Annotated in this window: 17 protein-coding genes and 1 riboswitch; of the genes, 8 read left to right on the forward strand and 9 right to left on the reverse strand. The window is 52.0% G+C overall.

The genetic code is table 11. From position 1 onward, the window contains the following. Positions 1 to 33: 33 nt before the first annotated feature. Positions 34 to 1,743, reverse strand: a complete 1,710-nt coding sequence (locus HPY52_00175; GenBank protein NPV78681.1) for a glutamine--tRNA ligase/YqeY domain fusion protein — start codon at positions 1,741 to 1,743, stop codon at positions 34 to 36. Between the two features lie 172 nt (positions 1,744 to 1,915). Between HPY52_00175 and HPY52_00180 the strand changes: the two genes are divergently transcribed. Further along, positions 1,916 to 2,599, forward strand: a complete 684-nt coding sequence (locus HPY52_00180) for a Uma2 family endonuclease (protein ID NPV78682.1) — start codon at positions 1,916 to 1,918, stop codon at positions 2,597 to 2,599. An 83-nt stretch (positions 2,600 to 2,682) separates the two neighbouring features. Here the strand turns inward: HPY52_00180 and HPY52_00185 are convergent, their stop codons facing one another. The 7 genes from HPY52_00185 to HPY52_00215 form a co-directional block, all read right to left on the reverse strand. Next, entirely contained in the window at positions 2,683 to 3,885 is a 1,203-nt protein-coding gene (locus tag HPY52_00185) for a hypothetical protein (protein NPV78683.1), read from the reverse strand. 25 nt (positions 3,886 to 3,910) lie between these two features. Beyond that, positions 3,911 to 5,845 (reverse strand): glycoside hydrolase family 127 protein, encoded by a 1,935-nt coding sequence (locus tag HPY52_00190; GenBank protein NPV78684.1) that lies wholly within the window; start codon positions 5,843 to 5,845, stop codon positions 3,911 to 3,913. 114 nt (positions 5,846 to 5,959) lie between these two features. Then, positions 5,960 to 6,385, reverse strand: coding sequence for an EamA family transporter (locus HPY52_00195; GenBank protein ID NPV78685.1), 426 nt, complete (start codon positions 6,383 to 6,385; stop codon positions 5,960 to 5,962). Between the two features lie 7 nt (positions 6,386 to 6,392). Continuing rightward, positions 6,393 to 7,487, reverse strand: coding sequence for a methyltransferase domain-containing protein (locus HPY52_00200; GenBank protein ID NPV78686.1), 1,095 nt, complete (start codon positions 7,485 to 7,487; stop codon positions 6,393 to 6,395). 393 nt (positions 7,488 to 7,880) lie between these two features. Beyond that, positions 7,881 to 8,582 (reverse strand): thiamine diphosphokinase, encoded by a 702-nt coding sequence (locus tag HPY52_00205; protein ID NPV78687.1) that lies wholly within the window; start codon positions 8,580 to 8,582, stop codon positions 7,881 to 7,883. After that, positions 8,548 to 9,207 carry an energy-coupled thiamine transporter ThiT gene (thiT, locus tag HPY52_00210; GenBank protein ID NPV78688.1) on the reverse strand — a complete coding sequence of 220 codons (660 nt, stop codon included), beginning with the start codon at positions 9,205 to 9,207 and terminating at the stop codon, positions 8,548 to 8,550. Before thiT ends, HPY52_00205 begins: the two co-directional genes overlap by 35 nt. Before the next feature lie 191 nt (positions 9,208 to 9,398). Beyond that, a riboswitch (TPP riboswitch) is annotated at positions 9,399 to 9,555 on the reverse strand. A gap of 220 nt (positions 9,556 to 9,775) precedes the next feature. After that, complete coding sequence (locus tag HPY52_00215; protein NPV78689.1) at positions 9,776 to 10,201, reverse strand: helix-turn-helix transcriptional regulator; 426 nt, start codon at positions 10,199 to 10,201, stop codon at positions 9,776 to 9,778. A 767-nt stretch (positions 10,202 to 10,968) separates the two neighbouring features. On the opposite strand from HPY52_00215, the gene HPY52_00220 reads away from it, so the two are divergent. From HPY52_00220 to HPY52_00250, 7 genes are all read left to right on the forward strand, one after another. Next, on the forward strand, positions 10,969 to 12,888 hold the full coding sequence (locus HPY52_00220; protein NPV78690.1) for an ABC transporter substrate-binding protein: 1,920 nt from the start codon (positions 10,969 to 10,971) through the stop codon (positions 12,886 to 12,888). Between the two features lie 68 nt (positions 12,889 to 12,956). Further along, complete coding sequence (locus HPY52_00225; protein NPV78691.1) at positions 12,957 to 13,940, forward strand: ABC transporter permease; 984 nt, start codon at positions 12,957 to 12,959, stop codon at positions 13,938 to 13,940. A gap of 14 nt (positions 13,941 to 13,954) precedes the next feature. After that, entirely contained in the window at positions 13,955 to 15,106 is a 1,152-nt protein-coding gene (locus tag HPY52_00230; GenBank protein NPV78692.1) for an ABC transporter permease, read from the forward strand. 39 nt (positions 15,107 to 15,145) lie between these two features. Next, positions 15,146 to 16,180, forward strand: coding sequence for an ABC transporter ATP-binding protein (locus tag HPY52_00235; GenBank protein NPV78693.1), 1,035 nt, complete (start codon positions 15,146 to 15,148; stop codon positions 16,178 to 16,180). Beyond that, entirely contained in the window at positions 16,170 to 17,204 is a 1,035-nt protein-coding gene (locus HPY52_00240) for a dipeptide ABC transporter ATP-binding protein (GenBank protein ID NPV78694.1), read from the forward strand. The genes HPY52_00235 and HPY52_00240 overlap by 11 nt, the downstream gene beginning before the upstream one ends. Before the next feature lie 92 nt (positions 17,205 to 17,296). After that, complete coding sequence (locus tag HPY52_00245) at positions 17,297 to 19,234, forward strand: ABC transporter substrate-binding protein (protein ID NPV78695.1); 1,938 nt, start codon at positions 17,297 to 17,299, stop codon at positions 19,232 to 19,234. Positions 19,235 to 19,424: 190 nt separating this feature from the next. Continuing rightward, the gene (locus HPY52_00250; GenBank protein ID NPV78696.1) at positions 19,425 to 20,489 is read left to right on the forward strand and encodes a hypothetical protein; all 1,065 of its coding nucleotides are present in this window, start codon (positions 19,425 to 19,427) and stop codon (positions 20,487 to 20,489) included. A 132-nt stretch (positions 20,490 to 20,621) separates the two neighbouring features. Here the strand turns inward: HPY52_00250 and HPY52_00255 are convergent, their stop codons facing one another. Next, positions 20,622 to 21,176 carry a hypothetical protein gene (locus tag HPY52_00255; GenBank protein ID NPV78697.1) on the reverse strand — a complete coding sequence of 185 codons (555 nt, stop codon included), beginning with the start codon at positions 21,174 to 21,176 and terminating at the stop codon, positions 20,622 to 20,624. Positions 21,177 to 21,267: the final 91 nt, after the last annotated feature.

Raw genomic sequence — 21,267 nt, forward strand, 5'->3', positions numbered from 1 at the left:
CTACGGCCCGGCGATTGTGATAATGGGACCAGCTCATTTTGCCGCGGCTTTCTCGTTTTGCGCCTTCTCAATCCTGGCCCACTCATCTTTAAGGTCCACAGTCCGGTTGAATACCAATCTGCCTGCAGAAGAATCTGGGTCAACACAGAAATATCCGAGCCTTTCGAATTGGTATCTGTCGCCCGGTTTCGCGCCGGACAGGGAAGGCTCAATCTTGCATGCCGGCAGGATTTTCAATGAATTCGGGTTTATGCAGGCCAGGAAATCCTCTTCTGCGCCTGGATCTTCTTTAGTGAAAAGCCTATCATACAAGCGTACCTCAGCCTCAAGAGCATGAGCGGACGAAACCCAGTGGAGAGTCGCCTTGACTTTCCGTTTATTCAGAGTTGTGCCCCCCCGAGTTTCCGGGTCATAGGTGCAATGAACCTCAACTACCTCGCCGGTCTTTTCGTCTTTAACCACTTCATTGCACTTGATGATATATGCATACCGCAGCCGCACCTCGCGTCCTGGAGCAAGACGGTAAAACTTCGGGGGAGGATCCTCTCTGAAATCATCCTGTTCGATATAGAGCACCCGGGAGAAAGGCACTTTCCGCGTTCCCATGGACGGGTCCTCAGGATTGTTCACCGCGTCAAGCCATTCCACTTGGCCTTCAGGATAGTTGTCGATGACCACCCGGAGAGGATGAAGAACAGCCATGACCCGTTGTGCCCGGCGGTTCAGATCCTCCCGGACGCAGTGTTCCAGAAGGGAGATGTCGACAACGCTGTTTGCCTTGGCAACGCCAATGCGGTCACAGAAGGCCCTGATAGACTCAGGTGTATAACCGCGCCGTCGCAAGCCCGAGAGGGTCGGCATCCGCGGATCGTCCCAGCCCGAGACGATGCCTTTCTTTACAAGTTCCAATAGCTTCCGTTTGCTCATCACCGTGAAATTGAGATTGAGGCGAGCAAACTCGATCTGCTTCGGCCGGCTCGGGACGTCGAGGTTTTCAATGAACCAATCATAGAGGGGACGATGATCCTCGAATTCAAGTGTGCAGATGGAATGGGTTATACCTTCCAATGCGTCTGAGATCGGATGGGCAAAGTCATACATTGGATAGATGCACCACTTGTCGCCGGTCCGGTGGTGCGTTGCCCTGAGGATGCGGTAAATGACCGGGTCTCGCATATTGAGATTCGGTGATGCCATATCGATCTTCGCTCGGAGGACGCGGGATCCATCCGGAAACTCCCCTGCCCGCATACGTGCGAAAAGGTCAAGGTTTTCCTCTACCGAGCGATTACGATACGGGCTATCCTTGCCCGGCTCGGTCAGTGTGCCACGATATTCCTTTATCTCATCCGGACTTAGGTCACAAACATAAGCCTTGCCTGCCTTGATGAGCTGGACCGCGTATTCATAGAGCTGCTCAAAATAATCAGACGCATAGAAAAGTCGGTCGTCCCAGTCAAAACCGAGCCAGCGGATGTCCTCTTTGATGGATTCGACATATTCAACATCTTCTTTACTCGGGTTGGTGTCGTCGAACCGCAGGTTGCATAGGCCCCCATACTTGGCGGCAAGACCGAAATTCAGGCAGATGGACTTGGCATGGCCTATATGCAGATAGCCATTGGGCTCAGGCGGAAAACGCGTATGAACCCGGCCGTCGTTCCTATTCTGCCTCAGATCCTCCTGGATGATGTCATCGATGAAATTCGTGGAAGTAGTGAAATTGGCCGGTCGGGTAGACATACAATTTCTCTCCTTCTATTTGAAAAAGCGTGAACACCTTTATCTTAGCATACCCCCTTTCATTGGTCTATAGAGCGCGGAGGCAAATATGCGCCGAGATGGGGTATGAAAAATTGACAGGGCTCGCCTCTACTGGTATAATAAGGATGGCAGCATGGCAATTCAATGTATATTGACGAGCGAGGTGGTCATGATGAAAGACCATTACATGGGGAAGTGCATGGGCACACAAGACAGCCGTGGAGCGCCGGATAACTTAGATGTGCCGGAAAACCCTGAGATGCTTGAAGAGACAGTCCCCCAATATACCTCTCTGGAATTACGCCTCACATATGAAGACTATTGCAAGATACCGTTCGGAGAAAGATATGAGCTCGTGGAAGGGGACCTGAGGAAGATGACACCAGCTCCATCAGTGTTTCATCAGGAAATCTCCGGCAGGATCGAGATGGCGTTGAGGCAATGGGTCGGGGACCGTAAATTAGGTAAGGTATATTACTCCCCCATTGATGTGGTCTTGAGCAGGCATAATGTTGTCCAGCCTGATATATTGTTCATCTCGCGTGAAAGACTCGGGATAATCAAGGAGGCATGTATCCGAGGCGCCCCCGATCTGGTAATCGAGATCCTCTCGCCTTCCACGGAGGAATGGGACCGGATTATCAAGCGTCAAATCTATGGTCGTTATGGTGTGCGTGAATACTGGATCGTAGATCCCGAGGGTCGCAGCATCGAGGTTACCGCGCATAACAGCAAAGAGCTCGCTACAGTGCAGATTTACTCCTCGGGGATGACATTGTCGAGCCCTCTGCTATGCGGTTTCGCGTTAGAGATAGATGATGTCTTCCGCCCATAGGAAGGAGATGCCTGCATATCCAGCCATCCCCTGGCCGATATACATCATATTCGGGCGTCTGATGCTATCGCGCGGCCAAAGATTTATTCTTTTCTGTAAACATATTGCTTAGGATGCTTAGAGCCCGTCGAAGTGAGGTGTCCCTGTTCTATAAGGTCTTTGATGTCATTGTAGGCGGTCGCCGCGCTTACCTGAAAATGCTCCTGGTAGCTACTGATGGTCCAAATACATCCCTGCTGGGCAAGGAGAAGCGCCTCGCGGTGACGGCCCAGACGATCTTTGACATAGACAGGAGCGGCGGCATTCCCTTCTACAGGATCTTCAGCCACAATGCTTGTTTGGGAAGTCGTCGGAACAATGCCGGACGGGGAGTAGGACGCGTGGGCCGTCTCCTCGGGGTCAGTCTGCCGCCAACTGTCGGGATCCAGACCTTCCTGGGTTTCCTTTTGGGTTTCAATCTGCCCCCGCAAGACAACCGCTGCAGCCGACAACCAGCGATAGGCCATATCCTGGGCCATACCTCGGGTTTCAGCAAAAATCCACTGGACGTTTGGGTACTCTGCTTGCAACGCGGCCACCAGGTTCAGCAACCATCCCGTAGAGACGCCACCCTTCTTTTCAGCCTTTACAAGGTCGCTGAGTCGTCCCTCTATTACAAGGCATCCTCGAGGCAGGCTGCTCAACTCTACTAGCTGCATTCGCAGGGTGCCCGATGAGAGAGCGCCGGCCAAATCCGCTACTGTTTTGCGCTCTACTGCCGCTATGAGCCTGTTCCCGAAAAAGATACCATAGTCGCCTGTGGGGAGTTCCCTGCGCTCCGTATATGCATGCTGGTGCGGGAATTTCCATGGATAACGTTCTCTATGATCTATGGCAATCGAGACTGTGCGTCGCTCGAGGCCCCTGGCCGTCGGCACCCGGATGCCGGGTCTGGCTGCCTGCATGGTCTGTTGGGTCCGCCAAAAGATCAATGTGCGTCCCTTGCTTTCTGTCCAGATAAACATGGAGCGGCGTCGCTGGCGTCGTTTCAGCACCAAATGCACGGCTTTGCCGGCCCGCCGGCATGATTGAACGGGCACTGCCTCAAGGACTTCCAATTTCTCTGGCCAGCTCTCCAATTGATAGCAGAAGAGATCCCGGCCAGTAGGCCAGGTGTCCGATGTAGCTAAAACGAGCGGCGCTTCCCCGGCCACAGGTAAGCATGCCAGATATGGTAGTCTGGCGTTGGGCTTAGGATTGCGGGCAATGATGAACATGGGCGCATGGCACTCATTATCCGAGATCAAAGGGCCTCACCACCTTCATTATCAGCTACGCTCGCTCGATCCATACGGTCATCGGCGCGACCTCCCTGTTTGCCCAGGCGAAGTAGGGTATCGCTTTAAGCGCGACTTTCTTGGTGTCACTCTCAACAACATCTTCAATGGGCATGTATAGAGCGGCGGGTAATTCCAAGGGCACTTCTCCTGGGCATTTAATTGTGGCCACCCCGCCCAGGAGATCTTCTTCATATTGGACTTTGATATCGTCCGGATGATCTATAGTGACCCTGGCATCTAGCACCGGCACCTCTGGATTGTCGACCCCCTCAAAGCAATAGACAATGGGCCCCCGCAATAGCGCGACGCTATTTCGATTTTCCACTACCCTGGGGTGGCTAACCATAAAAACAGGTTCCATTGTCATCTGCAATGAGATTCTATCTCCCTTATTCCAGCATCGCCTTAGCTCTAGGTAACCATTGGATTCAATAGCGCTGGCGTGACTACGAGACTCACCCGCGTTAGCTAACTTTCCGCCGACTATGTCTCCGTTGATCGCTATTGTATATTTTTTACACCATCCGGGAACTCGCAGGAAAACCGAGAATTCTGCAGGATGCTCAGGCGAGACCTCGAGTTCAATCCCGCCATCCCATGGATACTTCGTGGATTGCATCAATGTAAATGGGGTCCCGTCTTCCAGGCACCAATCCAGCATAGCATTATCGTAGAGGTGCACCCAGACTCCTTCCTTGCTGGTGCTAAAGAGGTAGCCTGGGATAGAGGCGATTTGTCTAATTACGTTGGTTGGACAGCAGGTGCAATCAAACCACTCTTGCCTGCGGTATGGCCCAACCCGCGCCCATTCGTACCATGGGTCGCCTTCCCCTTTTCCATTGTATCGCAATGGGTTCACGTAGAAGAAAGAGTCTCCTTCCAGAGATACTCCCGCCAAGAAGCCGTTGTATAGGGCGAGTTCCATGATATCTGCGAATCTCGCCTCACCCTTCAAAGAAAGCATCCGGTAATTCCACATGGAATTGGCGATTGCCGCACAGGTTTCGGCATAAGCCCTTTCATTCGGCAGTTCATAGGGCCTGCCGACTGATTCGCCAACGTGCCTGCCACCAAGGCCGCCGGTTATATACATCCTGGTCTTCGTCATGCTGTTCCACAGCTTCTCGAGGACCGAGAGAGCGATGGGATTTCCCGTTTCGGCATAATAATCCGCTAGCCCTGACGCGAAATAGGCTGCGCGGACTGCGTGGCCTTGGAACTCCTCCATATCCTGGTAGCCCTGTTGTTCCAGGAAGAACTCCGAAAGCCTCAAATATCGCTCCTTTCCGGTTTCCCGGTAGAGCTCCACCAGTGCCATTTCAACCTCCGGGTGTCCATCAAAGCCTTTTCGCTTGTCTGGTCCGAATACATTGCACAAGTAGTCGGCGAATCTAGTTGATACATCCAGGAGTCTAGTGTCCCCGATGCCTCTGTAGAGGGCTAAGGCCGCCTGGAAAAGATGACCTGCGCAATAGAGCTCATGCGATCCCTTCTCGAGGTTCTGAAACCGTTCGCCTTTCCTTTCATCCACATGCCATGTATTCAAATAACCATCCTCACCCTGGGCGCCCGCAATAGCTTCGATGACCCGGTTGAGGGCGCTCTGTAGCTCGCGGTCCATTTCGGATTGAAGGGCAAAGGCGGCTGCTTCGACCCATTTATAGAGGTCGGAATCAGTAAACAGTGGACCCCTTCGCGGGACATTTTTCTTACCTGCAAGGCGGAGAAAATTATCGACGACGCCATGCTCTTCCAAACGCTGCAGAACCGCGGGTATAGCCACCTTCTGGTTCTTCAGCATCCTCTTTTTCCAGAATCCGTCTTGCATCTTCACGGCAGCAACCGGAACAGAGTGTAATCTGGCAAACGGACTGTCATGATTGGCTAAGATTCCTGTCTTCTTGCGCTCCTTGTAGACATCAAACATTCCTCACTCACTCTCCTTTTGAACATCCTCCCCGGCCGCTCAAGCATTATCAATGACATCAATGACGGGGAAATACCGCCTCGGCGGCAGGGTGCCCGCAAGATATTTAATTCGTCAGCTCTTTATGGCAATAATAAGCGCTCCGGCGACGATCAGAAGACCGCCGATCAGCGCCCCGGCATTTACCTTCTCCTTCAGGAATATGAACGCAAAAGCCATCGCAAATACTACTCCGAGCTTGTCTATGGGAGCGACGCGGGAGGCAGGCCCTAATTGTAGCGCCCGATAATAGCATAGCCAGGAAGCTCCTGTGGCCAGGGCGGATAGAAAGAGAAAGAAAAGTGTCTTTTGCGGAAGGCGCAAAGGGTTTTCCCATTGCCTCGTCCCAATGACGATTCCCCCGGAGAATATCAGCACGACGATAGTCCTGAGAAAGGTGGCAAGATTCGAATTGATCCCTGTTACCCCGATTTTCCCGAATAGCGCGGTCAGGCCGGCGAAAAACGCCGAACCTATCGCGAAGTAAACCCAACCAGCCAATTGACCCTCATCCCCCTGATACCATTTTCAGATCCAGTTGCCTTACCGCGGGCGGCGCCACAACGGTCCGCCTTCCAGAATCATTCTGGCCTTTTGCGGCCGGCTCTGCCACCATTGTGCACCATTCAAGCACTGTCTCCGTTAGAGGTATGGCATCTATCCCGGTGCCTTCTATGAGGGCGCTCTTCGGCGTCGGTAAGGCCCTAACCCTGATAGCATTCTGCACTGAGAAATTCCATCCCAGTTTCTTGAAACTATTTAGAGCTTTGCTCCGGGTCCCAAAATCGGAAAGGCCATTCTTGTAGAGAAATTCTATAGTTGCAAGGTCATCCTCCTGGTCAAACAGGGATATCGCCATAAGTCTGCCGGAGATGACCCGGGCAAGCTCCTGCAAGGCAGCGATTCCATCGCGGATATTCTGCAATCCGACATTGGTCGTTACTATTGGTAGCGAATTCCCTTTGAAAGGCATCTTTCTTGCGTCAAAAGCAATGAAATTGGCATGATCATCCAGGCCGAGCCATTTGAAACGACGCTGGTCTCGACGCAGTACCTGCGGGCTGAAGTCCGTCACGACGACATCCCGTCCGGCCAGCTCCTGCAACATTGCCTGGGCGAGAGCGCCCCTGCCTGATGCCAGGTCCAGGATGATACCATCAAGCCGGGATACCCTATCCAGAACAAATTGGAATTCTAATTCGCGGCCTTCCCGATATTCCGCGGTGTATATCTCCAGGTCAGCCACGCAATAGGCTTCCTCTGCCTCGTGGAATTTGCCTCTTTCTTCGAGAATCATGGCTCTAAAGAATTTATCTGCAGGAGCGAGAGATTCAAGTGGAGAATCCAATAATCTCTCCTCGACTTCGGGATGGTCTGCCAAATAACGCGATATGTAGCTCCCCTGTGATTCCCAGAGGTCTTCTCTCGGAAGGTCCGGCGTGAGAAATACGGCTATGCCATCTCTCACCGGATATGTGGCTCCGCAACTATCGCAGCACGCCAGGCCTTCAAGAATTCTGTAGCTATCTCTCATGATAATAGTCCACGACAGGTCCCCCCGGCAAGAGGGACATTGGAGCAATTCAAGCAGGAATTCGTGCACCTTAGATCGCCTCTCTCTACCATATGACTAGTCCGGCCAACGGCTCGGGCGGCATATGCTGGTTTCACGCAAAGCGGGCGGCGTTCTCTGCCACATGCCCGATTTAGCCTCTTCATTATACAGGCAAGACGAAAGGAATTCCACATATTTTCTGTGAAAATACCTTGAATCATGTGGATTAGCTCCTGGGCTGGTGAATTGGCGCTCGAGCCGGTGGTATGATTTGCTTCAGAAATGCACCCTGCAAGAAGAAAATGTGTTTTCGTACTTGGCTGACTGAGAGCCTTGATGATGCTGGAGGCGAGGGAAGGGGAGGGCGAAGGCGGGACATGCGCCATGACGCTGACTTGCCCGGGAGGGCTTTTGTTGTATGCTTATGTAAAACACGGATCTCTAAAAAGAGGCGATTGCGAGCATCAAACCCGATGTGACCCTTATTGTAGCAGACTGTGAAGTGAATACATTGCTTACACCAAGAGAGCTTCCAAATGAAAGTACAGCATCGTGAAGGGGATAGGCCAGCCCGTCTGTGGTCACGCCTTTCACCTGGGGAGTCATCGGGATAAGGGATAAAAGATCGCCTGGTTTTCCTTCCAGGACGAGCGTATCCGGTCCGCCGTAGTCAGGGGCGATGGCCCGGATCCGACTATGCTTATCGATGATAGTGACATCAATCTGCCTTATGGCAAGTGACATGAGAAGGGTAATATTAGCCAGGGCGTGATCAATTCTGCCCCCAAGGGCGCCAAGGAATATAATTCTTTTGAATCCAAGGTCGAGCGCATAATCCGCTGCGAGTTCGGTATCTGTTTTGTCCTTTTCTGCCGGATATGTAAGGATCTTGACTCCCTTCTGCCGCCAGGATTCAAGGATCTCCGGCCCTGTAGAATCGAAATCTCCTATTATAATTTGGGGGACTAAACCAAGCACTTCTGCGATCTCGCTTCCTCCGTCCGCGCAGATGATGAAATCATCCGGGGCCAGAAGGCCCCGGTAAAACCCATCTCGATCCTCATTCTCATAGGTTCCATTTGCGAAAATGACGGCACGGCCGAATTCTCTATTGATTTCGGCCTGCTCTACCTTTTCTTCCACCGAAAACCCTCCCGGAACGCAATAATGCTTCTATGATTATGGCTGATATGATCAATTCCGGAATGATGTAACTGGCATTGTATATCGCGGAGTAAACCACCGGGCTTTGCCCCTTTGGAGCGTATGAGGCAAAGAATATTATTCCAGATAGAAAGTGCACAAAGAAACGGGCTATACATCCCAGTGAAACGCCCGCTAACGGGCGCTCCCTGAAGAATCCCGCCAGACCAATGGCTGCAAAGGGCAATGGATAGTCCATTATCAGTTGAATGGGGTGAATGATATATGGTTCAACAAAGAGCTTCCCAAACCCAAAGAGCGCTCCGCCGAGTACCCCTGCCTTCGGCCCCTTCCTGAAGGCCAGGTAAAATATAGGCACCATCTCTAGAGATACTGAGCCACCTTGCGGCATCCTGAGCACTTTTATAAATTGCAGGACTATCGCAAGAGCTACCGCGACCCCGATTTCCGCTATGTCACTGGCCCTTATAGCCACAGCGCCGGCTCCGGACGCCCTCCTTACATCTGTTGAGAGTCCGTTTCCCTTTTCGTTGCCCTTTCCCGCCTTTTCTGTTGTTGTGGACCTATTTCCCTTTTCGTTAACCTTCCCCGCTTTTTCTATCATGCTCTCTATCTCCTCTCCACATCCCTTGAAGGATACCCGTGTTGCCGGGACAACGTCAAATGGCATCCGGCTACCTTCATAGAAGATAACGCAGAGAGGCGCAGGCGGGTGAACCTGGTGTATGTAGTTTTTAATGAGTCTGAATCGGCAATAAAAAGCGCCTACCAGAAAGAGTAGGCGGAAGGATCCGAAAATCAATTCTCCCGCTTCCCTACGCTGGTATTACCCAGTGCCGATCGCCCTTCAGGCCCTTCGAATCGGCAAGCATCAGGTTCTAAGGGTTGGCGCAGCTACCTCTCTTGAAATAGCCCCGCCTTCTCAGCCTCGCGAGCACCCCTAGCGGTATCCTCTATTCTTTTATAAAATTCATATCACATTCTTTCTCAAAGTGCAATAGTATCTGCCCAGCTTGCCCAGCTACCCAGCGACCAAGGGTACGTCAAAGTCCTGCGATATAGTTGCCACTCCATATATCGGAACCCAAAAGCCCTTGCCCCCTGGCCCTCGTGCTGGGTACAGTGAGCTGGACAGGGGAGCAGCAATTTATAATGCCTGACTTAGCATTCGGTCAGGCTCGGGCATCAAGATTTCTAGCGTCAATGTAGGCCTTGAGGAGAATCTGCAATATGTCAGGGGTTATCTTGTTGCTCAGAGCCCTTTCAATAATAGGGAAATAATCAGGAACCTTCTCGCGGTATTCAGGGCTTGCTTCATCTATAGCTTTGGCCAGGGACTTCCCCAATCCCTGTTGCGCCCTCCACATTGCATAGTTTCTAAGATTTGTCCTGCCGACAAGATAATCTACCGATACATCAAAGAAATCGGCGATCTGCATCATGATCTCTATGCTCGGTTTGCGCCTGCCTGATAGGTATTGAGATAGTGTAGATTCCGCTACATGGAGATGGCGTGCGAACTCCTGTTGCGACATGTTCTTCTCCTCAAGCAAGCCTCTTAGCCTGCGTTCAAATTCCACAATGATCACCATTTCCATAATACAAGGGAAATGGAAAATAGATAGAAATGTTCACAAATCGATAAAGCAAAGGTTGACAATTCTCAGATTGTGAATTAATATGGATATCAGAAAATCTATCTAAAGCTGACCAGTAATATAATTTCAAAGAAACTGCATAAGCATAAAGTATGGTAGACTGAAGGGAAAATGTCCACTTTTCCCCCGGCGAATGAAAGGATAGGCGGGCCTATATCAGCCTAGATGCGATCTTTCGGGTCTTTCCTCTCTCGGAGGTTATCATCTGGGGAAACCTCCGCTGGTATTACTCCTGCTCAAATATCGTTGGGAGCGACCGTTCCAACAGTTACAGGGAGCAGGGACTATAGCGGCTCAGGAGAGTTCTTTTCCATATGCTAACTCGGGTCTGAAGGGGGGAGTTCTGATGACCTGAATAGAATCAAGACCATCTTATGCGTCACGCCACATTGAATATTGGCTGCGACAGTGACGAAATAAAGGAGATTAGGAAGCTACGAATCCTGTGAGAAGGCAACAAGGGGCTTACCGGTCTCGCATGGGAAATGTCCAGTAACTTGCCCGTTTCATGACAGTCCTCCATGCCGGCTTTCGGCCGGCACCGTCGAAAGGATGGGAATGCCGTCGGGATGTTTTCAGAGTAAATTCAAAGGAAATTTATGGATGAAATAGTATAGATAAGCCAGGAAAGGGAATGACAGGGTTAAGGTATATGGAGCAATTGTGATTTTGCGGAGGAGTTCATCCTATGTAAGGGAGAGATACCGATGAGCAGGTTCTCCAAGCCATCTTTGGTAGTAGCATTTGCGTGCATCATGATTACTTTGCTAGCAACGAGCGGCTTTTGTGCCCAGAAGTATAACGAAGCCCCGATGCTTAGTGCACTGGTGAAAGCAGGGAAGCTCCCGCCGGTAGAAAAGCGTCTTCCTGTATCGGAGGATATTTATGTGGTAAAGCCGGTAGAGGAGGTTGGAGTCTACGGCGGAACATGGAGAATGGTGGATACCAGTCCAGGAATGGGCTTCTGGAACATGGTGAATGAGGTAGAGCCTTTAGTCCGCTGGAATAGGGTGAAAGATGGGTATGAAGGGTTTAAACCGGGTCTTGCAAAGGCATGGACCTACAGTAACGATGGCAAAGCATGTACCATCTATCTGCGCCGAGGCGTAAGGTGGTCGGATGGGCAGCCTTTTACCACCGATGATATTATGTTCTGGTGGAAGGATCTGATTACAAATAAGGATTATGGTTTTGAGATGCCCCCACGGTGGGCCTGGAGAGCGGGCAAACTGATGGAGGTGGAAAAGGTTGATGATTACACAATAAAGTTCAAATTCGCCGCCCCCTACTATACTTTCCATACCGCAATTGCCCAAGGTTTTTGGGAAAACGTCGGCTATCTTACGCCCAAGCATTACCTAAAGCAGTTTCATCCAGCATATAACCCTAAACTTAAGGACTATCAAGCATTGAGAGAGAAAAGAACTAATCCTCATTTGAACCCCGAATACCCTGTACTATACGCCTGGAAGACGGTTTCCTGGGATGCTTCAAAAGGGGTCTTAGTTGCAGAACGCAATCCGTATTACTGGAAGATAGATACTAAAGGGAATCAGCTCCCATACATCGATAGAGTGGAAGTTACTATCGTGCAGGATCCCAAATTAATACCTTTGAAGGCTATAGCAGGTGAACTTGATGCCCAATTTCGGCCTTTTGAACTCAAGGACGCCTCGCTCTTGATGGAAAACCGTTCGAAGGGAAACTATAGAGTCCTCAGGTGGGCCGTAGGCGATGGAGGAGCTACGGTGTTTTACGTGAACTGGGACGTCAAGGACCCTAAGCTGCGTCCGATCTTCCGCAATCAGGACTTCCGTATAGCACTCTCCCTAGCCATAGATCGAAACCGTATCAACCAGATTGTCTGGAACGGTCTTGCTACCCCGGCTCAGGCTACTATGGGGAAATATCTGATCCATTATCAAGGGGTCACCTGGGCGCAGGATTTCCATAAGGAATGGACCACAACATATTCCGAATATAACCCTGAGAAGGCTAAAGGTCTTCTGGATAGAGTAGGACTCAAAGATGTAAACAAAGATGGGTGGCGAGAACTCCCCGATGGATCCCCGCTAAAGCTGTTAATTGATGTCGGTGCTTCCGACCTCACAGCTATAGATGGCCTTGAGCTAGTTGCCAAAGATCTGAAAGCTATAGGTCTCAATGTCTCGTTGAATACGATAAGCCCTGAGCTTTGGGGAGTTCGTGCCCAGAATGGTGAGTTCCACTTCCAGGGATGGGGTACTGCTGGAGATATAGATTTGATAAACTATCCGGATAACATCTTCCCTATAGGAAATTCACGTTTCCACCCATTGACCGGCCTATGGCATCAAACAGGAGGGAAACAGGGCGAACCTCCAGAAGGTCCGATGAAGAGGTTACTGGATCTCTATGAAAAGGCACTGGGAACACGAGATGAAGTGGAGCGGAATAAGGTAGTATTGGAGGCCTGCAAGATACATATTACTGAGGGTCCCTTTGCGATCGGGGCATGCTATGATCTTCCGGCTATAGTGGTCGTGAAGAATAATTTTAGGAACATCCCCGAGTTTGGGATCACGGGACCTTGGGCTATAGGTGAGCCAGGAACTTCCGAACCAAGCCAGTTCTTCTTCAAGAGGTAAAAGTGTTAAGTTATTGGAGCAAGTGGCCCTTTTCTCTGCCACTTGCTCCTCTATGAGGAGACTTCAAGATGCGGGAATTTATGATTCGAAGGTTCCTTTACCTGATACCCACATTAATTCTAATCAGCATCGTCAGCTTCATCATCATAAACCTGCCTCCGGGTGACTATCTCACAGCTCGCATTGCGGAGCTTGAGATGGCGGGTGATACCACATCCCGCCAGTACCTGGAGCAGTTGAAGACCTACTATGGCCTGGATAGGCCTGTGTATGTTCAATACATAAAATGGGTTACCCGGTTCGTCAGGGGGGATTTTGGCATATCGTTTGAGTATAACAAGCCGGTCAAAGACCTGATCAAGGAGAGGTTAGCCTTAACCATCCTTCTTTCGCTTTCGACCATGGTCTTCACCTGGGTGGTTGCAGTGCCCATAGGGATCTACTCAGCCACCCACCAGCACTCATTCCTGGATAGGTTCTTCACATTTGTAAGCTTTGCGGGCATGGCCACCCCGGGTTTCCTTTTAGCTCTGGTGATAATGGTTCTGGTCCTGATGAGGTTCAACCAATCCCTTATAGGGTTATTCTCCCCCCAATATGTGAATGCCCCCTGGGACCTTGCCAAATTCATAGATATGCTGAAACATCTCTGGTTGCCGGTAGTTCTCATTGGTTTCTCTGGGACTGCGGGGCTCATAAGAATCACTCGAGGGAACCTATTGGATGTGCTGGGACAACAGTATATCCTCACAGCTAGGGCTAAGGGTCTCAAGGAGGCTATGGTGATATACAAGCATGCTATGAGGATAGCAATAAATCCCCTTATCAGCATCGCTGGCATGAGCCTCCCGGGAATTATAGGCGGGGAGATGCTTACATCAATAGTCCTAAACCTCCCCACTACCGGTCCGCTGTTTTATAGGGCGCTTCAAGTACAGGATATGTTCCTGGCGGGGAGTTTCCTTATGTTCCTTGTGGTGTTCCTGGTGATCGGAAACTTCCTAGCGGACCTGGCCCTTGCGTGGGCGGATCCAAGAATCAGATACGAATGATGAGGGGAAAGAAGATGGGAAAACAGGTTGAGGAATTCAAAGATCTTGAAGAACGGCTTTTGGAGGAAGAAGAGGATAAGGATTACGGGCTCTCTTACTGGCAGCTTGTTTGGAGGAAGTTCCGGCGCGATAAGGCTGCGCTTTTGGGTGGGGGTATACTTATCCTGTTCTATATTACAATGGTGTTCTTTGCGGAGTTCTTTGCGCCTTACCACCTGGAAACCAGGTTTATAGAGCATATAAACGCGCCGCCACAGCGGTTTCATTTCATCGATACCAATGGGAGGTTTCACCTTCGCCCCTTTGTTTACGGCCTCAAACAGGAGGTGGATTTCGAGAGTTTCACCAAGGTGTTCAAGGAGGATAGAAGCAGGGTCTACCCGGTAAGGTTCTTCGTGCGGGGTGATTCCTACCGGCTTATGGGGTTATTCCCTGGGAACATACATCTGTTCGGGGTTGAGGGCCAGGGCACTATCTTTCTGTTCGGTACGGATAGACAGGGCAGGGACCTGTTCTCGCGCATATTCTACGGAGGCAGGATCTCCCTTACGGTGGGCCTGGTGGGGGTTTTCCTGAGCATATTCTTCGGGACGGTTATCGGGATAGCATCCGGGTATTATGGGGGGACCGTAGATAACATAGTCCAGAGGTCCATAGAGTTCCTTATGTCATTCCCTGCTATACCTCTATGGATGGGGCTTGCGGCTGCTCTCCCGCCTGACTGGTCTTCGATAAAGGTTTACTTTGGTATTACCATCATCCTCTCGGTAATAGGTTGGGGAAGCCTCGCAAGGCAGATCCGTGGCAAGGTGCTTTCGCTCAGGGAGGAGGAGTACATACTGGCTGCAAAGGCCATGGGGGCCGGGGAGGGGAGCATAATCTTCACCCATCTTCTCCCCAACTGCTTTAGTCACATAATCGTGATAGCAACCCTTTCCATACCCGGCATGATACTGGGTGAGACCTCCCTGAGCTTTCTGGGGCTCGGGATCAAGCCCCCTATGACTAGCTGGGGGGTTCTCCTGCAGGAGGCCCAGAATGTAAGGACCGTTGTGCAGACCCCCTGGCTCTTGATCCCTGTCGGGTTTGTGATCCTGACGGTCCTCTGCTTCAATTTCCTTGGGGACGGGTTGCGGGATGCCGCCGACCCCTTTGTACGTATCTAGCTACGAAAAGGCGATGAAAAAGGAAACGGATGGGAGAGTATGAGCGAAGTGTGTGAGGGAAATCCATCTTTGGCCGACAGGCTCATCGAAATCCAGGACCTGAGCGTGCATTTCTATTATGAAGAAGGGGTAGTAAGGGCTGTTGACGGGATAGACCTTACAATATCAAGGAGGCGTGTCCTGGGCCTGGTCGGGGAGAGCGGCTGCGGGAAGAGCGTCACGGCCCTGTCCATCCTGAACCTGATCCCGCGTCCCCCTGCCAAAGCGAAGGGCAGGATTCTGTTTTTCGGCACGCCCGGTGAACCCTTGGACCTCATTAACCTCTATCCGAAGGGGGACACGATCCGGGGTATAAGGGGAAAAGAGATCTCCATGATATTTCAGGAACCTATGACCTCCCTTAATCCGGTATATACCATAGGGGAGCAGATCACAGAGGCCATAGTCCTTCACCAGAAAATAGATAAGAGGGAAGCACGGAGGAAAGCTATAGAGATGCTGGAAAGGGTGGGGATTCCATCCCCGGAGCGGAGAATAGACGATTATCCGCATCAACTTAGCGGCGGTATGCGGCAGAGGGTTATGATCGCCATGGCGCTTTCCTGTAACCCGGCCCTTTTGATAGCAGATGAACCCACGACAGCCCTGGATGTTACCATACAGGCCCAGATACTGGAGCTCATGAAGGAGTTACAGGAAGAATTCGAGTCCTCGATCCTGATCATCACCCACGACCTGGGTGTAGTGGCTGAGATGGCCCATGAAGTGGCTGTAATGTATATGGGCCAGATAGTTGAGTATGCAGGCGTAAGAGAGGTCTTCCATAACCCACTTCACCCCTACACCCAGGGGCTCCTCAAGTCCGTGCCGGTCCTGGGCAGGGGAGGAAGGGAGAGGCTGGTACCCATTGAAGGCTCTGTGCCAGACCCCTATTCTCTGCCAAAGGGGTGCAGATTCAGGCCCCGGTGCCGTCATCGGGATAGGATGTGCCTTGAATTGCCGGCTCTGGTCGAATGTGAAAAGGGCCACCTGGTCCGATGCCATCTGTATGGAGGGGCGGAGAATGCGGGGTAATGACGTCATACTGGAGCTTAAGGGCTTGAAGGTCTATTTCCCTGTTACAAGGGGCATTTTTAAAAGGGTTATGGGTTACATAAAGGCGGTGGACGGGGTAAACCTGGTCATACACCGGGGGGAGACATTGGGGCTTGTAGGGGAAAGTGGGTGCGGTAAGTCCACGCTCGGCCGGTCCATCCTGAGACTGGTAGAACCGCTGGATAGCGAGATACTATACTCGACGGAAGCCCCGATAGGTTGTGAAAGGCTGGTAGATATTCTGAAGCTTGACGCCAGGGAGCTTAAGGGGATCAGGAGGGAGATCTCTATTATATTCCAGGATCCCTACTCCTCCCTAAACCCCAGGATGACCGTGGCCGACATCATAGGTGAGCCGCTCAAGATTCACGGGGTGAGGAAATCGGAAAGGCGGGAGAGGATAGCCGAACTCCTCGAGACCGTTGGGTTGCGGGCGGTTCATATGAACCGCTACCCCCACGAATTCAGCGGAGGACAGAGGCAGAGGATAAGCATCGCAAGGGCCCTCGCCCTGAACCCCAGGTTCGTGATAGCAGATGAACCCGTATCAGCGCTTGATGTATCCATCCAGGCGCAGATACTGAATCTCCTTGAGGACCTGCAGGTGAAGTTTGGGCTTACTTATCTCTTTATCTCTCACAACCTAGCGGTTGTGGAGCACATAAGCGACAGGATAGCCGTGATGTACCTGGGTAAGATAGTGGAGTTAACCGTCCCCGAGAGCCTGTATAAGAACCCGCTTCACCCTTATACAGAAGCGCTGCTTTCCGCCATTCCAATACCCGAGCCGGACTATAAGAGGGAGAGGATTCTCCTTGCGGGGAACGTCCCTTCCCCTCTAAACCCTCCTTCGGGTTGTAATTTCCATACCCGGTGCATGTATAGCAGGGAGGTATGCGCCAGGGAAGAGCCGGAATTCAAGGAGCTTGAGGCTGGCCACTGGGTCGCCTGCCACAGGGCAGCCGAGCTTGAGCTCAAGGGGATTCTCTTGCATAGGGGGTGAGATCCAAGAAAGGGATCTGAACCCTGTTCCCATAAAGTAAATTAGGATCCGAATTCACACCTCATGTTAGGTTAAAAGGAGGGAACTAGAAAATGAGAGTATTTATCAGACCGGTTCTAACGATCGTATTAGTGCTTATTGTAACCATCTCGCTTGGAGTCGGCGTGGCCGCCGCTGCCACTTATAGGCAGGCGCCCATGTTTGATGAATTGGTTAAGGCAGGAAAACTCCCATCAGTGGAGAAGCGCCTCCCCGTTCCTTCAGACATATACGTCGTGAAGCCGGTGGAGGAGATCGGCCAGTATGGCGGCACCTGGAGGATGGTGGATACGGGGCCGGGAATGGGCCAGTGGTTGATGGCCAACGCCGTGGAACCGCTGATCCGCTGGAGGCCGGACCTCAAGGGTTACCAGGCAGGTTTGGCCAAGTCCTGGGAATATAGCGACGATGGTAAGACCTGCACCATCCACCTCCGCAAGGGAGTCAAATGGTCCGACGGCCAGCCGTTTACAGCGGATGATATAATGTTCTGGTGGGAGGACCTTATACTGAACAAGGATTATCCCGAGGACCCCCCGAGGTGGGCCTGGAAGGGCGGGAAGCTGATGACGGTTGAGAAGGTGGATGACTATACTGTCCGGTTCAAATTCGCCCAACCGTACTACACCTTCCATGCCGCCCTGGCTCAGGGTTATTGGGAAAACGTAGGCTACCTTGCCCCAAAGCACTATCTGAAGCAGTTCCACCCCAAATACAATTCCAAGGTTAAAGATTACCAGAAGCTTCGGGAGATAAGGACCAACCCCCACCTGAATCCTGCCTACCCCTGCCTTTATCCCTGGAGGACCGTTTCCTGGGACGCAGCAAAGGGGATACTGGTAGCCGAGCGGAACCCTTATTACTGGAAGGTGGATACGAAGGGGAACCAGCTTCCTTACATCGATAAGGTCACGGTGACCATAGTCCAGGACCCCAAGTTGATACCCCTGAAGGCTATATCCGGGGAGCTTGATTGCCAGGTGAGGGGATTCGAATTCAGGGATATCTCCCTCTTAACTCAAAACCAGACTAAGGGCGATTACAGGGTCATCCGGTGGGAGTATGGGGATGGCGGAGCCCCCATGATCTTTATAAACTGGGATGTTACGGACAAGAACCTCAGGCCCGTATTCCGCAACCAGAAGTTCCGGATCGCCCTGTCGCTGGCCATCAACCGCAAGCGCATAAACCAGATCGTTTTCCAGGGATTTGGTAACATCCAGAACGCCACCATGTCCAAGTACCTAATACACTACAACCACCCCGACGGCCCAAAGCTCCATCAGGAGTGGATGAAAGCGTATGCGGATTATGACCCGGAGAGGGCGAAGAAGCTTCTGGACGAGGCAGGCCTTAAAGATGTAAATAACGACGGCTACCGGGAGCTTCCCAACGGTGAGCCCCTGCACCTGCTATTCGATGTGGGCGCTACAGACCTCCAGTCCATAGACGCCTGTCAGCTTATAGCTGAGGACTGGAAGGCCGTCGGCATCAAGGCATCTGTGAACGCAGTATCGGGAGAACTCTGGGCCTCCCGGAGCATGACGGGTAAATTCCATCTCCAGGTGTTCGGCTACGGCTCTGAGGTGGACCTCACCACATACCCTGATAATGTATTCCCCGTCGGTAACACCAGATTCCACCCGCTTACAGGACTCTGGCAGCAGACGGGAGGTAAAGAGGGCGAGGAGCCGACCGGGGTCATGAGGAAGCTCCTGGATCTTTACGAAAAGGCAATAGGGACCAAGGATGAGATCGAACGGAACGGCCTGGTGTTGGAAGCCATAAAGATCCACATCGAGGAAGGGCCGTTCATATACGCCCCTGTCGCAGACCTCCCTGCGCCGATAGTCGTGAAAAATAACTTCAGGAACGTCCCGGGCATCGGGGTTGCGCCTAACGGGATAGAATACAGGCCGATACTGGGTCCCTGGGCTCCCGGGTTCCCCGGAACGGCCGAGCCTTCCCAGTTCTTCATCAAGAAGTCCTAGACGGGACCGAAATCGGGGAGGGGGAGAAGGTTCCCCCACCCCGGGATTTTATAGAACGGGCATTGAGGTGCTTAAGAAGCGGATTGGCCGGCCATTTTATCACGAACCCCGCGCGACGGCCCGTTTCTGGTGATAGGCCTGACAGGGGGATGGCGAATATTATCTTAGTATCCTGCAGGGAGGTGATGGTGTGGGGATGACATCGCAGGAGCGTTTTATGCGGATGTTCCAGCACCGGGAAGCGGATAGGGTTCCAATAATAGACTCCCCCTGGAGGTCCACCATTGAACGCTGGCACAGAGAGGGAATGCCAGAGGGGATGAGTTTTGTAGACTACTTCGACCTCGATAGGGTTGCGCATATCCATGTCGACAACAGTCCCCGCTATGAGGTTACCATCCTGGAGGAAACGGAGGGATATGTAATATCCACCACGGCCTGGGGCGCTACGCTGAAACAATGGAGGCATGCGGACTCAACCCCAGAATTCCTGGACTTCAAGGTCACAAGCATGGATAGATGGCTCGAGGCTAAGGAGCGGATGACGCCGACCCCGGACAGGATCCCCTGGGATTACCTCAGGGAGAACTACCCGAGATGGCGCAAGGAAGGGTACTGGATCCAGGCGCAGCTGTGGTTCGGCTTTGATGTAACCCACTCGTGGACGGTCGGGACCGAGCGGCTCCTTATAGCCCTGATCGAGAATCCGGAATGGTGCGTGGATATGTTCAATCATTTCCTCGATGTGGACCTGGCGCTCCTGGATATGGTCTGGAACGCAGGATATGAGTTCGACTGTATATCGTGGCCCGATGACATGGGCTATAAGAATAACCAGTTTTTCTCGGTAAAGCTCTACCGGGAACTCCTGAAGCCCATTCATAAGAGAGCCGCGGACTGGGCCCATGCCAGAGGGGTGAAGGTACACCTGCATTCCTGTGGGGACATCAGGCCTTTTATCCCCGAACTTATTGAGATCGGCATAGACGCCCTGAACCCGCTCGAGGTAAAGGCGGGGATGGATCCTATCGAGATCAAGAGAAAATACGGAAATGACCTGGTGTTACACGGTGGTATCAATGCCGTGCTCTGGGATAAACCCGAAGCCATTGAGGCGGAGATGAGGAATGTCATACCCGTTGTCAAGGAATCCGGGGGGTATATCTTCTCCTCGGACCATTCCGTGCCTTCCACCGTGAGCCTCGAAGACTTCAGGCGCATCGTAGAGCTGGCAAAGGAGCTGGGAAAGTATTGAGACCGGAGGTGGGGTTCACTGTCTCCGGCTGGGGACCCTTACCGGAGAGCCAATCCCCCTTGTGAGCCTTGGGAAATTGGCTTTGCGTCATCGCCGATCTTTCCCATCCTTGTCCGTGTGGCTCTTCAGGTTTCAAGGGCCCACGTTTTGCTCTAGAGCGCACAGGTATACCGATGAGGATGCGCCTAAGGCTTTAAACATCTTAGCGGGAAACAGCGGAGATTCGGCCAGCGCTCGGGTGCCGTTGAGCATTATTATCACAATGATTGGATCAAACGAATCGAGAATCATACGCGCTGTGGGCCGCATCGAGGTCCTCTTGCCCGGGATCGGAAGCACCACGTGCGCCAAACCCTCCAGATGCTCAGGCTTCTTCACATATATCGGGCCAACGAACTCCGGCTCCTTTATTGCCTTGAACTGAAGCTCAATAGATATCTGCTCCTTATACTCCCGGAGTACCCTCTCTGCCGGGAACTCGTTTGTGTCCTGTATATTGGTTACCAGAACAAAACACGAGGCCCTCAGCTTTGCCTGCGCATATGCTTCTTCATTCAGAGCACCTATTTGTGCTTTCACTCTGTAGACCGTCTTCGTCGGAGGGGCTTCGCCTTTTCTGGCGTTCCCGGCCTCTAACGCTTCAGAATGATCTCCCCGGGCGAACGTTTGCGCTGCTTCGGGTCCCACGCCGCCAGGCTGTCAATGTTCTTCGGAATCCCCAACTCTCTTACGATACACGCAACCAAAGCACTCGCGCCTGCCCGAGAAGCCCTCGACA

It is taken from the genome of Bacillota bacterium, from assembly GCA_013178415.1.
Lineage (GTDB): Bacteria > Bacillota > SHA-98 > Ch115 > Ch115 > Ch115.